This window comes from Streptomyces longispororuber (assembly GCF_024448165.1).
Lineage (GTDB): Bacteria > Actinomycetota > Actinomycetes > Streptomycetales > Streptomycetaceae > Streptomyces > Streptomyces longispororuber_A.
Genome location: NZ_JAMOLN010000005.1, coordinates 70,366 through 84,347, shown reverse-complemented (window position 1 = coordinate 84,347; position 13,982 = coordinate 70,366). Strand labels below are relative to the sequence as shown.

The 13,982-nt window shown below is 73.2% G+C and carries 11 protein-coding genes; 5 read left to right on the top strand and 6 right to left on the bottom strand.

Annotated features, from left to right (window positions below; genetic code table 11):
* Window positions 1-5 precede the first annotated feature (5 nt).
* Window positions 6-1,724, top strand: coding sequence for a SulP family inorganic anion transporter (locus M4J07_RS02730; RefSeq protein WP_255966703.1), 1,719 nt, complete (start codon window positions 6-8; stop codon window positions 1,722-1,724).
* A gap of 8 nt (window positions 1,725-1,732) precedes the next feature.
* Here the strand turns inward: M4J07_RS02730 and M4J07_RS02725 are convergent, their stop codons facing one another.
* Genes M4J07_RS02725 through M4J07_RS02715 form a run of 3 tightly spaced genes read right to left on the bottom strand, consistent with a single transcriptional unit; the run spans window position 1,733 to window position 7,383 of the window.
* Window positions 1,733-3,208 (bottom strand): alpha-amylase family glycosyl hydrolase, encoded by a 1,476-nt coding sequence (locus M4J07_RS02725; RefSeq protein ID WP_255966702.1) that lies wholly within the window; start codon window positions 3,206-3,208, stop codon window positions 1,733-1,735.
* Entirely contained in the window at window positions 3,205-5,904 is a 2,700-nt protein-coding gene (locus tag M4J07_RS02720) for an MGH1-like glycoside hydrolase domain-containing protein (RefSeq protein WP_255966701.1), read from the bottom strand. The genes M4J07_RS02725 and M4J07_RS02720 overlap by 4 nt, the downstream gene beginning before the upstream one ends.
* A gap of 42 nt (window positions 5,905-5,946) precedes the next feature.
* Complete coding sequence (locus tag M4J07_RS02715) at window positions 5,947-7,383, bottom strand: hypothetical protein (protein WP_255966699.1); 1,437 nt, start codon at window positions 7,381-7,383, stop codon at window positions 5,947-5,949.
* Window positions 7,384-7,501: 118 nt separating this feature from the next.
* Here M4J07_RS02715 and M4J07_RS02710 point away from each other — a divergent pair, with 118 nt between their 5' ends.
* The 3 genes from M4J07_RS02710 (at window position 7,502) to M4J07_RS02700 (ending at window position 11,010) form a co-directional block, all read left to right on the top strand.
* Window positions 7,502-8,056 (top strand): DUF1269 domain-containing protein, encoded by a 555-nt coding sequence (locus M4J07_RS02710; RefSeq protein ID WP_255966698.1) that lies wholly within the window; start codon window positions 7,502-7,504, stop codon window positions 8,054-8,056.
* Window positions 8,056-8,541, top strand: a complete 486-nt coding sequence (locus M4J07_RS02705) for a DUF1269 domain-containing protein (protein WP_255966697.1) — start codon at window positions 8,056-8,058, stop codon at window positions 8,539-8,541. Before M4J07_RS02710 ends, M4J07_RS02705 begins: the two co-directional genes overlap by 1 nt.
* A gap of 195 nt (window positions 8,542-8,736) precedes the next feature.
* On the top strand, window positions 8,737-11,010 hold the full coding sequence (locus tag M4J07_RS02700; RefSeq protein WP_255966696.1) for a LuxR C-terminal-related transcriptional regulator: 2,274 nt from the start codon (window positions 8,737-8,739) through the stop codon (window positions 11,008-11,010).
* Between the two features lie 55 nt (window positions 11,011-11,065).
* Here M4J07_RS02700 and M4J07_RS02695 read toward each other — a convergent pair whose 3' ends face one another.
* Entirely contained in the window at window positions 11,066-11,536 is a 471-nt protein-coding gene (locus M4J07_RS02695) for a helix-turn-helix transcriptional regulator (protein WP_255966695.1), read from the bottom strand.
* Window positions 11,537-11,674: 138 nt separating this feature from the next.
* Window positions 11,675-11,953, bottom strand: coding sequence for a hypothetical protein (locus M4J07_RS02690; protein ID WP_255966694.1), 279 nt, complete (start codon window positions 11,951-11,953; stop codon window positions 11,675-11,677).
* 174 nt (window positions 11,954-12,127) lie between these two features.
* Here M4J07_RS02690 and M4J07_RS02685 point away from each other — a divergent pair, with 174 nt between their 5' ends.
* Window positions 12,128-12,586, top strand: a complete 459-nt coding sequence (locus M4J07_RS02685; RefSeq protein WP_255966693.1) for a DUF7144 family membrane protein — start codon at window positions 12,128-12,130, stop codon at window positions 12,584-12,586.
* A gap of 24 nt (window positions 12,587-12,610) precedes the next feature.
* On the opposite strand, the gene M4J07_RS02680 is transcribed toward M4J07_RS02685, so the two are convergent.
* Entirely contained in the window at window positions 12,611-13,951 is a 1,341-nt protein-coding gene (locus M4J07_RS02680; protein ID WP_255966692.1) for a diacylglycerol/lipid kinase family protein, read from the bottom strand.
* Window positions 13,952-13,982: the final 31 nt, after the last annotated feature.

Below are 13,982 nucleotides of genomic sequence, written 5' to 3'. Positions count from 1 at the left end.
CACCGGTGCCCGGGGTGCCGCCCGGCCTGGCGACCCTGCGCGGCTACCGCCGGGAGTGGCTCGCCAAGGACGTCGTCGCGGGCGTCGTCCTGACCACGCTCCTCGTCCCGCAGGGCATGGCGTACGCCGAACTGGCCGGACTGCCCCCGATCACCGGCCTGTACACGTCCGTGCTCTGCCTGCTCGCCTACGCCGTCGCCGGCCCGTCCCGGATCCTGGTGCTCGGCCCCGACTCCTCGCTCGGCCCGATGATCGCCGCGACGGTGCTGCCACTGGTCGTCGCCGACGGGGACAGCGGCCGGGCCGTCGCCCTCGCCTCGGCCCTCGCCCTGATGGTGGGGGCGATCATGATCCTGGCGGGGGTGGCCCGCCTCGGCTTCGTCGCCGACCTGATCTCCAAGCCCACGATGATCGGCTACATGAACGGGCTGGCGCTGACCATCCTCGTCGGGCAGCTGCCCAAACTGTGCGGCTTCTCCACGGACGCGGACGGAGTGATCGACGAGGTCGGCGCGTTCGTCCGGGCGTTGGGCGACGGTGAGCTGGTGGCGGCGGCCCTGGCCGTGGGCGCGGGCGGCATCGTGCTGATCCTGCTGCTGCAGCGACTGCTGCCCAAGGTGCCCGCCGTCCTCGTCATGGTGGTCCTCGCCATCGGCGCCGCCGTCGCCTTCGACCTCGCCGGGCGCGGCGTGCGGATGGTCGGCCGGCTGCCCGAGGGGTTCCCGCCGTTCACCGTCCCCGACATCCGCTGGGACGACGTCGGGCCACTGGTCGCGGGCGCCCTCGGGATCGCCGTGGTGTCGCTGGCCGACGCGGTGTCCAATGCCTCCGCGTTCGCCGCCCGCACCGGACAGGAGGTCCGCGGCAACGGCGAGATGGTGGCGATCGGCTCGGCCAACGCGGCCGCCGGACTGTTCCAGGGGTTCCCGCTGAGCACCAGCGGATCCCGCACCGCCGTCGCCGAACGGGCCGGAGCCAAGACCCAGTTGACCGGGCTCGTCGGCGCCACCCTGATCCTGCTCATGCTGGTCCTGCTGCCCGGACTGTTCCGCAACCTGCCGCAGCCGGCCCTCGCCGCCGTCGTCATCACCGCGTCCCTGTCGCTCGCGGACGTGGCGGGCACGGCGCGGCTGTGGCGGCAGCGGCAGGCCGAGTTCTGGCTGTGCATCGCGGCCTTCCTCGGGGTGGCCCTGCTCGGCGTCCTGGACGGCATCGCGATCGCCGTCGGACTGTCCATCCTCAACGTGTTCCGGCGCGCCTGGTGGCCGTACCGCACCGTGCTCGGCCGGGTCCCCGGCCTGGAGGGCTACCACGACGTGCGCTCCCACCCCGGCGCCGAACACCTGCCGGGCCTCGTCCTGCTGCGCTTCGACGCACCCCTGTTCTTCGCCAACGCCAAGTCGTTCCGCGACGAGGTGCTGCGGCACGCCCGCACCGAGCCGCCGCCGCGGCAGATCCTGATCGCCGCCGAACCGGTGACCGACGTCGACACGACCGCCGCCGACGTCCTGGAGGAGCTCGACGAGACACTGGAGGAGGCGGGCATCGCCCTCGTCTTCGCCGAGCTCAAGGACCCGGTGCGCCGCAAGATCGAACGCTACGGGCTGACCCGTACGTTCGCCCCCGACGCCTTCTACCCGACCGTGGAGAGCGCCGTGGCCGCGTTCCGCGCGGACAGCGGAGCGCGGTGGGCCGCCGCGGACCGGCAGCCCACCGCCGAGTGAGCCTCAGGTCAGGCCGCCACCGAGAACACGTGCGTGCCCCAGGCCGGCAGGTCGACGTACAGACCGCTCGTCAGCAGCTCGCCGCCCGAGCGCCCGTACCGGTCGGAGTCGCCGAGCTCCGTCAACTCCCAGGTGTCCCGGCCCAGTTCCTCCCACGGCAGCCGGATGCGGGCCTGCGCGGGACGCTCGGACAGGTTGACCACCGTCACGAAGTGGCCCGCGGGACCGGTCCAGCACGACGCGATCAGCTGCCGCGCCGAGTCGTTGTCCGGCCAGCCCGCGCAGTCGAGGAGCTGCCAGCGGCCCGTCCGCATGCCGCTGCCGTGGACGCGCGCCAGCAGCCGCTCGTGGAACGCCTGCAGCGCCAGGTCCTGCGGCTCGTCCGGGCGCCGGTCGAGGAACACCGGCAGATGGACCCGGCGCCCGGTGAACTCGCCCTCGTGCCACAGCGTCGCGCCGGGCAGCGTCGCGATCAGCACGGCGGCCGCCCGCTCCTTGTCCGGGCCGAGGGTGAGCGCGGCGCGCGGCTCGTCGTGGTTCTCCAGGAACCGGACGAGGCGGCGCTGGTACTCCTCGTCGGCGAGCAGGTGCCCGCGCACCGACTCCGGGCTCTCGTGAAGGATCCGGTCGTACAGCCGCTTGTCGTAGCAGAAGTCGAACCCCTGCTGCTGGAGGGCCCATTCGAGGTCCCAGTACGCCTCCGCCGCGAACAGCATCGACGGGTGCCGGCGCCGGACCTCCGGCACCACCTCCTGCCAGAAGTCCGCCTCCGGCGGGGCGCCCACCCGCTCGCCCCAGGTGCGGGCGAACACGTCGTTCATCAGGAGCATCGCCATGTCGCAGCGCACCCCGTCGCAGACCCGCCCGATCTGCCCCAGGACGTCCGCCGTCGCCGTCCTCAACTGCGGGGCGAACGCGTTGAGCTGGACGACGTCGGGCCAGGGCGGGAAGAACGGGTCGCGGCCCCGTGCGAGGACGGCGCGCCCGGTGTCGAAGAACCCCGCCGGATCGCGCCTGACGTCCTCCGCGTCGCCGCGCACGAAGTACGACGGGTGCTCGGTCACCCAGGGGCTGTCCGGCGCCACATGGTTCGGCACGTAGTCGAGCAGCAACCCGACGCCCCTGCGGTCGAGTTCGGCCCGCGCCGCGAGCAGCCCCTCCCGCCCGCCGAGCGCCGCGTCGACCTCGTAGCGGCGGATGCAGTACGGCGACCCGGCGATGTCCGACTCGTCGATGTCCGCGACCGCCGACGTGAAGGCCGAGCGCAGCGCCGTGTTCCGCAGCGCGATGGCCCGGCCCCGCGGACTGCGTTCCCACACGCCCATCAGCCACACGGCGTCGACCCCGGACGGGGTGATCTCGTCCCACACGTCCTTCGGCACGTCCCCGAGCCCCGTCGCGCGGCCGGTGCGCCCACCCGTCTCGCGCAGCCAGACGCGGGTGTTGACCTCGTGGACGACGGGCTGGGCGGGCAGCGCGCTCATCGGCCGGTCCTCCTCGTGGACGCGGGGCGGAAGTCGTCGGGACCCAGGGTGCCGAAGATCTTCATCAGGGCGGCGATCAGACCGGTCCAGCCGGTCTGGTGGGAGGCACCGATGCCGGCGCCGTTCTCGCCGTGGAAGTACTCGTAGAAGGAGATCAGGTCCCGCCAGTGCGGATCGTCGTGGAACTTGGGCTGGCCGCCGTACACCGGCCGCCGCCCGTCCTCGTTCCGCAGGAAGATCCGGGTGAGCCGGGCGGTGATGTCCTCGGCGACCTCGAACAGGTTCTTGTGCACGCCGGAGCCGGTCGGGCACTCGACGGTCAGGTCGTCGCCGTAGAACCCGTACAGATTGATCAGCGCACGGATCACCAGGGCGTTCATCGGCAGCCACACCGGCCCCCGCCAGTTGGAGTTGCCGCCGAACATGCCGGTGTCCGACTCGGCCGGCAGATAGGAGACCTTGTACTCCTCGCCGTGCACCCAGAACGTGTACGGGTGCTCGCCGTGATGCCGGGACAGCGCACGGACGCCGTACGGACTGAGGAACTCGTCCTCCGACAGGAGGTGGGCGAGCACCCGCGTCAGCTTCTTCTCGTCGACGACGGACAGCAGCCGGGGTCCGCCCGCCGCCCCGGCCTGCGCCGCCGTCAGCGTCACCGACAGCGAGGGATGCCGCTCGGCGAACCGCTGCAGCCGCTCACCCAGACCGGAAAGGCGCTCCAGCTGCCGGGGCCGGAACACGGTCGACGCGCACAGCGGCAGCAGCCCCACCATCGAGCGGACCTTCAGCCGCACGGCCCGTCCGTCGGGCAGTCGCAGCACGTCGTAGAAGAACCCGTCCTCCTCGTCCCACAGTTCGTCGCCCAGGTCGCCGAGCCGGTCCATCGACGCGGCGATCCACAGATAGTGCTCGACGAACTTCAGGACCAGCTCCTCGTACGCCGGGTTGTGCTCGACCAGTTCCACCGCGATCTGCAGCATCGACTGGCAGTACAGCGCCATCCACGCGGTGCCGTCGGCCTGTTCCAGGGTGCCGCCGGTGGGCAGCGGGGCGCTGCGGTCGAACACGCCGATGTTGTCGAGGCCGAGGAAGCCGCCCTGGAAGACGTTGCGGCCGCTCGGGTCCTTGCGGTTCACCCACCACGTGAAGTTCGTCAGGAGCTTCTGGAAGGTGCGCTCCAGGAACGCGTGGTCGGCGTGCCCCGTCGTCCGCTCCTCCACCTGGTACACGAAGTACGCGGCCCAGGCGTGCACCGGCGGGTTCACGTCGCTGAAGTTCCACTCGTAGGCCGGGATCTGGCCGTTGGGGTGCAAGTAGGCGTCCCGCAGCAGCAGTTCGAGCTGCTCCTTGGCGAAGCGGACGTCCACCGCGGACAGCGCCACCGTGTGGAACGCCAGGTCCCAGGCGGCGAACCAGGGGTACTCCCACTTGTCCGGCATCGACACGATGTCGTCGCTGACCATGTGGAACCACTCGCGGTTGCGCACCCCGGGACGCGGCAGGCTCCACGGCGTCAGCTCGTGCTCGGCCAGCCACGTCTCCAGGTCGAACGCGTAGTACTGCTTCGACCACAGCATCCCCGAGAGGGCCTGCCGCATCACCCGGGCCTCGTCCTCGCTCGCGCCGTTCGGCGTCAGCTCCGCGTAGAAGGCGTCCGCCTCGGCCCTGCGGTCCTTGAACACCGAGTCGAAACCGCGGGCCAGGGTCAGCTGGGCGCCGGCGGGCCCGAGCCGCAGCCGCAGCGTCTCGGACCCGCCGGCGGGCACCGTGAGCGTGTGGTGCGCGGCGGCCTTCGTGCCCTCGTGGGCCGGATTCACCGCACTCCGGTCGCCGTCGACGACGTACCGGCCGATGCCGTCCTTGACGTAGGGCGTGGTGTTGGACGAGCCGAACAGCCGCTCGTGGTTCGTCTCGTTCTCGGTGAACAGCAGCTCGGGCGAGCCGCCGCAGCGCAGGTCGTAGGTGCCCAGCTCCGGATGGTCGGCGCGGACCGTGGCGGTCGAGCGCGGCCCGTCCACCTCCCGCAGGCTCGGCCGGGTCCCGCCGCCGGCGTGCTCGCCCCACGACCAGGTGTTGCGGAACCACAGCGTCGGCAGGACGTGCAGGGTCGCCTCGTCCGGCCCCCGGTTGTCGACGGTGATCCGCATCAGCACGTCGTCGTGGTCGGCCTTCGCGTACTCCACGGTGACGTCGAAGTAGCGGTCGTCGTCGAAGACCCCGGTGTCCAGCAGCTCGTACTCGAACTCCTGGCGGCTGCGCGCCCGGTTGACCTCCACGAGGTCGTTGTACGGGTACGCGGCCTGCGGGTACTTGTACAGGTACCGCAGGTAGGAGTGGCTGGGCGTGCTGTCGAGGTAGAAGTAGTACTCCTTCACGTCCTCGCCGTGATTGCCCTCGCCGTTGGTGAGGCCGAACGCGCGCTCCTTGAGGATCGGGTCGCGGCCGTTCCACAGGGCGAGTGCCAGGCACAGCCGCTGCTTGTCGTCGCAGATGCCGCCCAGACCGTCCTCGCCCCACCGGTAGGCACGGGACCGCGCGTGGTCGTGCGGGAAGTACGACCAGGCGTCGCCGCCGGGGCTGTAGTCCTCGCGGACGGTGCCCCACTGGCGTTCGCTCAGATACGGGCCCCACAGACGCGACCGGGCGCTCCCGTCGCCGACGGGACCGACCCGGCCGGTGTGCGACTGCGTCTTCATGCGCTGCCTCCCTGCCCCGTCCGCTCCGCCCCTGCCTTGGGGTCAGCCGGGGGCGCCAGTCTTTTCTGGGGACTTCGGAGCCGCCTCACCTGTGGGGGGTGACCCGTCCGACCGGGCCAGGAGCGTGACCGCGATCTCGTACGCGGCCAGCAGCAGCGCGACCACCAGCAGACCGGTCCACGACGACAGCAGCAGCGCCACCAGGGCCGCGACGACGACGCCGGACACCCGCAGCACGTCCGCGTGCCGGACCAGCCACGGACGCAGCGACGACTCCTTGTGCGCGGCGCGCTCGCCGGCCTTCGCCAGGAACTGACCGGTGGCCCGGGCGCCCTGCGCGGTGCGGCGCCGCAACCACACCGGCAGCCGGCCAGGACCCGCCAGATACGCCACGACGGCGATCCCGACGCCGAGCCAGAGCAACTGGTCGCCCCGGTCCCGCAGCGTCGTGAACACGGTCCACAGCGCGGCCCGCAGGCCGTCGCGGTAGACGCCGTCGGGTACCTGGCCGAGGAGCTGGTCGCGCACCGCCCGCAGCACGCTCGACAGCACCGTGACCGTCACCACCAGCCACAGCCCGAGCTGGAGCACCGAGCGGCGCCGGTTCGGGGACACCCACAGGGCGAGGGCGAGCACCACCGGCACGGCGATCAGCAGACCGACCAGGGCCCGCTTGAACAGCACCACCGCGTCCTGCAGCTGACCGAGCTCACGCCGGTCGTAGAGCCGGATCTGCGCGAAGTCCTCGGGCAGCGACACCCCGAGCGCCTTCTCGATCCGCTCGTGCAGCCCCGGCGGGACCTCGCCCGAGGTCAGCGTCGGCAGATCGAGCTTCTTGCCGAAGAGGCTGGGGAGTTGGTCCTCCAGCGAGTTCAGCACGTTGTTGACCATCGGCAGCAGATTGAGCGTGACCGTGTCGCCGCGCACACGCACGTTCTCGTTGCTCTTCTCCAGGACGGCGACGATCCGCTCGTGCGCGAACCGGTTCGTCGCCCGCCACAGCTCCTGGAACCGGTCGTCGGCGAGCAGCTTGGAGATCGACTTCTGCATGAAGTCGTGCACGGCCCCGGTGACCGGCGCCGCGAGGAACGTCGCACGGGGCGGCAGCGCATCGGCCAGTCGCTGCCGCACGTCCACCTGGTCGAAGATCTCGTTCGTCAGGTACGTGGAGACCGCAGCGTTCACCTTCGGGTCCTCGGGCAGCGGTCCCACGGTCGCGATCCACCGGTCCGTGTTCAGCGTCGTCCGCGAGCCCCACACGCCCACGACCGACGTCACCGCGAGGATCGCGACCAGTGCCACCAGCACCGCCGCGACGGCCCGGCGCAACGTCAACAGGCGGACCCTGCGCCGCTGTTCGGCCCCGGCCCGGTCCCGCAGCCGCTCGACCTCCGCCCGCAGCCGCACCAGCTCGGACGCTTCAGCACCGCCCGGGGCGGGGGCCTGCTCGGCCCGGCCCGGCGTCTGTTCGTCGCTCATGGGCCCACGGTGCTGGCGCCCGCCGCCGCTTCCCTCACCTGCGGCGGGTGACGCGGCACGACCGGCCCGACGCTGTGATGCCCCTGTGCGGGCGGAGGTTCCGCCGAAGGGAGGCACCATGGCCGGAATCGGACCGGTACAACTCCTCGTGGTCGAGTTCGGCCCCGAAGCCAAGCTGGAGGGGCGGATCGTCGAGGAACTGGCGGTCCTGGAGGCGAACGAGCAGATCCGCGTGCTCGACATGCTGTTCCTCAGCAAGGAACCGGGCGGCGACCTGTTCACCCTCGACTACCAGGCCGAGGGCATGGGCGACACGGTCGCCGCGCTGCTCGGCATCCCGGGCGAGCGGGTGCACGCGGCCCAGGAGGCGATGCCGAGCCTCTCCGAGGGCAACGCCTTCGGTCTGTCCCTGCCCGAGATCCGGCAGATGGCCGAGTCCCTCGATCCGGGCACCTCGGCGGCCTTCGTGCTCCTCGAGCACGTCTGGGCGAAGTACCTGCGCACCGCGATCCGTGACGCGGGCGGAGTGCCCGTCGCGGAGGGCTTCCTCACCGAAGAGGCGCTGGAGCCCGCCGCCGCCGAGATCGCCCGGGCCGCCCGGCAGGCAGGCGAACCGGTCGCGAATGGAGACCACCCGGACCCGAAATCCCGTCACCACCGCAGGAGGACCTGATGGCCGAACTCGTCGTACTCGGATTCTCGGACAAGGAGAAGGCGGAAGGGGTGCTGCGCCTGTCCAAGGAACTCTCCCGCCAGGAACTCCTCGACCTGGAGGACGCCGCCCTCGCCTGGCGCACCATGGACGGCAAGATCCACGTCCGGCAGACGTACAGCCCGACGGCCACCGGCGCGGCCGGCGGCGCCCTGTGGGGCTCGCTGTTCGGCCTGCTCTTCCTGATGCCCGTGTTCGGTGCCGCGGTGGGCGCCGCGACCGGAGCCGTCGCCGGCAAGCTCACCGACGTCGGCATCAACGACTCCTTCGTCAAGGAGATCGCGCACACCCTGGAACCCGGCCACGCCGCCGTCTTCGCCCTCGTCCGCCGCTCCACCCCCGACCGGGTCAGGGACGCCGTGCGCCCCTTCCACCCCACCGTGCTCCGCACCTCCCTCACCAAGGACCGTGAGGAGGAGCTGGTCGAGGCCCTGCGGCCCAGCTGAGCCGACCGGGACACGGCCCGCCGCACCCCCGCAGGAACCCCGACCGGACACGGGCTCGCGCGCCCGCCCCGACGCGCCGTCGCACGCCGGAACTTCACCCGGGTGAGATGGCCGGCGAGGCGGGCGCCGGGCCGTGCCGGGCGGCGCACACTGGCCCGTGCCGCGTCACTGTGCGCCGAGAGCGAGGTGTCGTCCATGGCCGGAGGACCACTCAGCAGCGGGGTCAACGGCGAGGACCGTGGGGCCGGCGGCGGCGTTCCCGAGCTGCCCGGCTGGCTGGTCCCCAGGCCCCGCCTCACCGACCGGCTCGCCCGCGGCGCCCGCGGACCGCTGACCGTCGTGGTGGGGCCCGTCGGTGCGGGCAAGACCGCGCTCGCCCTGGAATGGGCGCACACCCGCCGCCCGCCCGGACCCCTCGCCTGGGTCTCCTGCGACGGCCGGGCCGAGCAGCCCCAGGTGTTCTGGCCGCGGGTGACGCACGCGCTGCGGGCCGCCGCGGTCGACCTGCCGGAATCCGTCGCGGCGGGGGAGGGCCCGCTCTTCGTGGCCGCGCTCGCCGCCGCCCTCAACGCCCGCGACGAACCGGTGGTGCTGGTCCTCGACGACTTCCAGCCCGCCCCCAACTCGGCCCTGGCGGAAGGCGTCACCAGCCTGCTGCGGCACACCTGCGGACTGCTGCGCCTGGTGGTCCTCGCCCGCCGCGACCCGCCCCTGCACCTGCACCGCGGGCGACTGACCAGCGACCTCACCGAACTGCGCACCGCCGACCTCGCGTTCGACGACCGGGAGGCCGCCGCCCTGCTCGCCCAGCACGGCATCGACGTGCCCCGGCAGACCGTGAGCACCCTGCGCCGCCGCACCGACGGCTGGGCCGCGGGGCTGCGGCTCGCCGCGATGTCCATGGAGAAGCACGGCGACCCCGACCGGTTCGTGACCCGGTTCGCCGGCGACGACGAGGCCGTCGCCAGCTACCTCGTCGAGGAGGTGCTCGACGTGCAGCCGCCCGGCATGCGCCGGCTGCTGCTCACCACGAGCGTCCTCGACCGGGTCAACGCCGAACTCGCCGCCGAGCTCTGCGACGAGGACGCCGGCCGGCACTTCGCCGCGCTCGTCCGCGAGAACTCGTTCCTGCAGCCCGTCGGCCACGGCTGGTACCGCTGCCACCAGATGTTCGCCGACGTCCTGCGGATGTGCCTGCGCCACGAGGCCCCCGGACTCGTCGCCCCGCTGCACCGCAGGGCCGCCGACTGGCTCGACGAACACGGTCAACTCGCCGACGCCGTACGCCACTTGCTGGCCGCCGACCACTGGGACCAGGCGGCAAGGCTGATCGTGCACCGGCTCGCCGTCGGCCGGGTCATCGGCGTGACCCGGGCCCGGCTGCCCGCCGAGCTCACCCGCGCCAGGACCGAGGCCCTGCCCGACGAACCCGAACCGGTGCTGCTCGCCGCCGCCGCGGCCCACGCGCGCCACGACGACCAGGTGTGTGCTCATCACCTGGAGCGAGCGGCCCTCCTCGTCGATCGACTGCCGCCCGGCGAGGAGGACCGTGCCGCCCGCTGCCGCCTCGCGCACGCCGAGATCCGGATGGAGCGGCTGCGCACCCGCGACGCCAAGGCGGCCCGCGCCGCCGCCGCCGACGCGGAGGCGGCCGGACCGCGATTACCGCACGGCGCCCTGGCGCAGTGCCCCGAGATCCCCGCGCTCACCCTGACCGTCCGAGGCGGCGACGAACTGCGCGCCGGCTGCCTCAAGGCCGCCGAGAGCTCCCTCACCGGTGGCCTCAAGGCGGCGGGGGCCGCGGGCAACGGTGCGCTGCGCCGGGACTGCCTGGTCGAACTCGCCCTGCTGGAGGCGCTGCGCGGCCGGTTCCGGGCGGCCGACGAACTCACCGGACTCGCCACCCAGCCGCCGCTGCCCGCCTGGACCGCCACCGAACCGGCCCGCGCCACCCTGCACCTGGTGCGCGCCTGGGTGGAGCTGGCCCGCGGCGACATCCGGCGGGCCCGGCACGAACTGGCGCGCAGCGACGCCGTGTTGCGGGTCCTGCCCGATCCGTTCGTCACCGCGGTCGGCGCCCTGGTGGCGGGCCTGGCCTGCGCGGCGGAGCGCGGCGACGGGCCGGCCGCACCGATCGGCGCCGTGTCCGCCCGGCTGCCCCGGTCCGTGCTGCGGTCGGTGGAACCGGCGTGCGCCGCGCTGCTGCGCCCGGGCCGCGCGGGTCGCCTCCCGGCGGGCGCGGCGGTCGAGCAGCTCCAGCGGACGGCGGCCCCGGCCGAGCGGCTCAGCGTCCGCGAACGTGACGTGCTCGACCGGCTGGCGCAGATGATGACCACCGAGGAGATCGCCGAGGAGCTCTACCTCTCGGTCAACACCGTGAAGACCCACCTCAAGAGCGTCTACCGGAAACTCGCCGTCTCCCGGCGCTCGGCCGCCGTGCGGCGGGCCCGCGAACTCCAGCTCCTGTGAGGGCGGTCGCGGCCGCCGTCAGCCGCCGTCAGCAGTCGTCAGATGACTCCGGGACTCACACCAGACCCAACTCCCGTGCCCGGTTCACGGCTTCGGCCCGCGACCGTGCGCCCAGCTTGCGATAGACGGCGCGGGCATGACTCTTGACCGTGTTGTACGAGACGTACATGCCGTCGGCGATCTGGCGCAGCGGCACCTCCTCCTGCAGCTGGCGCAGCACCGCCAACTGACGGCCGGTCAACGGCTCGTGGGGCGGCGCGCCGCGCGCGGTCCCGTCGTGCGGCACCGCGGGCACCGAGGCGAGGACGGCCGACGCCTCGTGCACCAGGGCGCCCGCGCTGCGTGGATCGGCCACGTCGCCCGCGATCTCCACGAGGACGCCCGCGACCCACACCAGACACGTGGTGACGGCCGCGTCCGGCGCCGCCGGTTCCCGGGCGAGCGCGTGCAGCCGCCCGCGCAGCGCGGACACGCGCACCCCCCTCGCGAGGTCGGCGTCCACCGGCGCGCACAGCACTGTGGTCATGCCCCTCACCTCCCCTTGTGCAGGGCATCACCCCTCCACGGTGGCGGCTGCCCGATGCCTGCGGAAGGGGTCCGTCGGCCTGATTCTTGGGAGAGGCTTTGCCCTGTGGGTCTGCCCGTGCGCCCGCCACGGCAGGCGTCAGGCCGGACTCCCGCCGCCGTGCCCGGCCGGCAGGCGGCGCACCTCCAGGAGTTCGAGTCCGAGCGCCTGGATGCGATCGAGGATCCCGTACAGGGCCGCCTGGTCGAGCCGGGTGCCGAGCAGCACCGTCTCCGCCGGGCGCAGCACCATCGTCAGCTCGCCGAACGCGGTGCGGTACGCCTCGCCGATCCTGCCCCGTACCCGGATCTCGAAGTCGGCGCCGCCGGACGGCGTCCCGCCCGGACCGGCCTCCGGGCCCGACTGTGCCCCGCCCATGGCGTCACCTCCTGTGCGACGACCTGGCCTCGCCCCCATTCTCCCGGCAGCACGGCGGAGGGCATCACCTGAGCCGGGTGACGGCGCGTGGCTCACCGCTCATCCGCTGCGGGTGAACCGGTGTGCCGCGCCAGGGCGGGATGCTCCGGTCCGATCGATGAGGAGGACCGAGAGATGGCCGAACACCAGACCTCGCCGGGTACCGTGCGGCCCGGCACGCCCGAAGCACCGCCCCACGTCAGCGCGGTCGCTGTCACCGGCGTCGTCTTCGGCGCGTGCGTGATGGGCATCGTCGGCGCGTTCCACGCGATCGCGGGACTCTCCGCGATCCTCAACGAAAACTTCTACCAGCAGCAGAACGACTACCCGTTCGACTTCGACGTGAACGGCCGCGGCTGGGTCCAGCTGATCTCCGGCGTGCTGATGGTCGCGGCGGCGTGCGCCCTGTTCACCGGCCGCACCTGGGCCCGGATCGTCGGTATCGTCTTCGCCGGGCTCAGCGCGATCGAGAACTTCCTGTTCACGCCGTACTACCCGGTGTGGGCGGCCATCATCATCGTCCTCGACGTCCTGGTGATCTGGTCGCTGACCGTGTACGGGAAGCCGCAGGCGCAGAAGGTCTACGGGGCGTAGCCGCGGCCCCGGCCGGTCGCCCGCTCAGTGCCGGAAGGGCAGCCCGAGCAGCAGGACCTGGCGCCAGTCGAGCCGCGGGCGTTCGCGGTACGTGCCCGGGCGCCGCCGGGGCACCAGCACCCGCAGCGCCCCCGGCCGCACCTCGCAGCGCACCGGCACGGGCAGCCGCATGGCCTCCCCGTCCACGCCGACCGGGATGTGCTCCTGGCCGGCGTCGACGACCACCGAGACCGCGGTCGCCCGGGTCAGTCCGGTGGACCGGCTGCCCCGCAGCAGGCCGGCCGCCTGGGCGGCGCTCGTCACCCGCACCCCGATGCAGCCGAGCACCCCGCCGTCGATCCGGCTGCGGCGGCCGAGGCCCGCGATGTCGTCGGCGGCGTACGGGTTGTTGCTCACCAGCAGCGCCTGCGGATCCGTGAACTCCTGGTCCCCGGCGCGTGCGGTGAGCCCGGCGTCGCGGTGCCGCTCCAGCAGGTCGGGCAGCAGGCGCAGGGTCGTACGGGTCTTGTCGTCGCGGTAGGCGGGACTCTGCACCACCTCGGCGTACGCGCCGAACGACACGTTGTTCACGAACGGCCGCCCGCCGGCCCGGCCGAGGTCCACCCGCAGCTCCACGCCGTCGCGCAGGGCGTCCAGCGCGGTGGAGGGGTCGTCCCGGTCCAGGCCGAGGTCCAGGGCGAAGTGGTTCCGGGTGCCCGCGGGGATCACCAGGAACGGCAGGTCGTGGTCGGCGGCCACCTCGGCCACCAGGGCCTGGGTGCCGTCGCCGCCCGCGACGCCGAGCAGATCGGCGCCCTCCGCCGCGCAGGTGGCGGCCAGCTTCGTCACGTCGGTCTCGCCCGGTCCCTCCAGGAGCACGACGTCGGCGCCCAACTCCCGGGCACGGTCGGCCAGGTGGAACTGCCCCACCTTGCCGCCGCCCGACCGCGGATTCATGATCAGCACCGGGCGGCGGAACACGGGCGGCGCCGTCTCCGGCATCGTCGGGGCGACGGAACCGCGGGCGAGCGCCGCACGGCCCGCGCCGGCCGACAGGACCAGCAGGGCGCCGGACACCAGGGCCACCCACAGCAGCCGGGCCCGGCCGAACTCCACCAGCACCCAGACCGGTGCGGCGAGTGCGAGCAGGGCCGCGAGGAACCGCGGCAGCCCCCTCCTGCTCAGCACCCACCACACCGCGACGACCGTGACCACGAGGCCCAGCAGTCCCGCGCCGAGCAGCGCGAACGTGCGCAGCCCGGCGAACACGCCCAGGACGAGCACCGCCGCGACCGCGGCCGCCAGGGAGGCCCGGGCCAGCAGGCGCTGCCCGGGCGCATCCGTCCGCCCGGCCGGTCCGGGCCGACCGGGGATCAGGGGTTCCATACGGCTCAGTCTGCGGTCTCCCGGCCCGCCC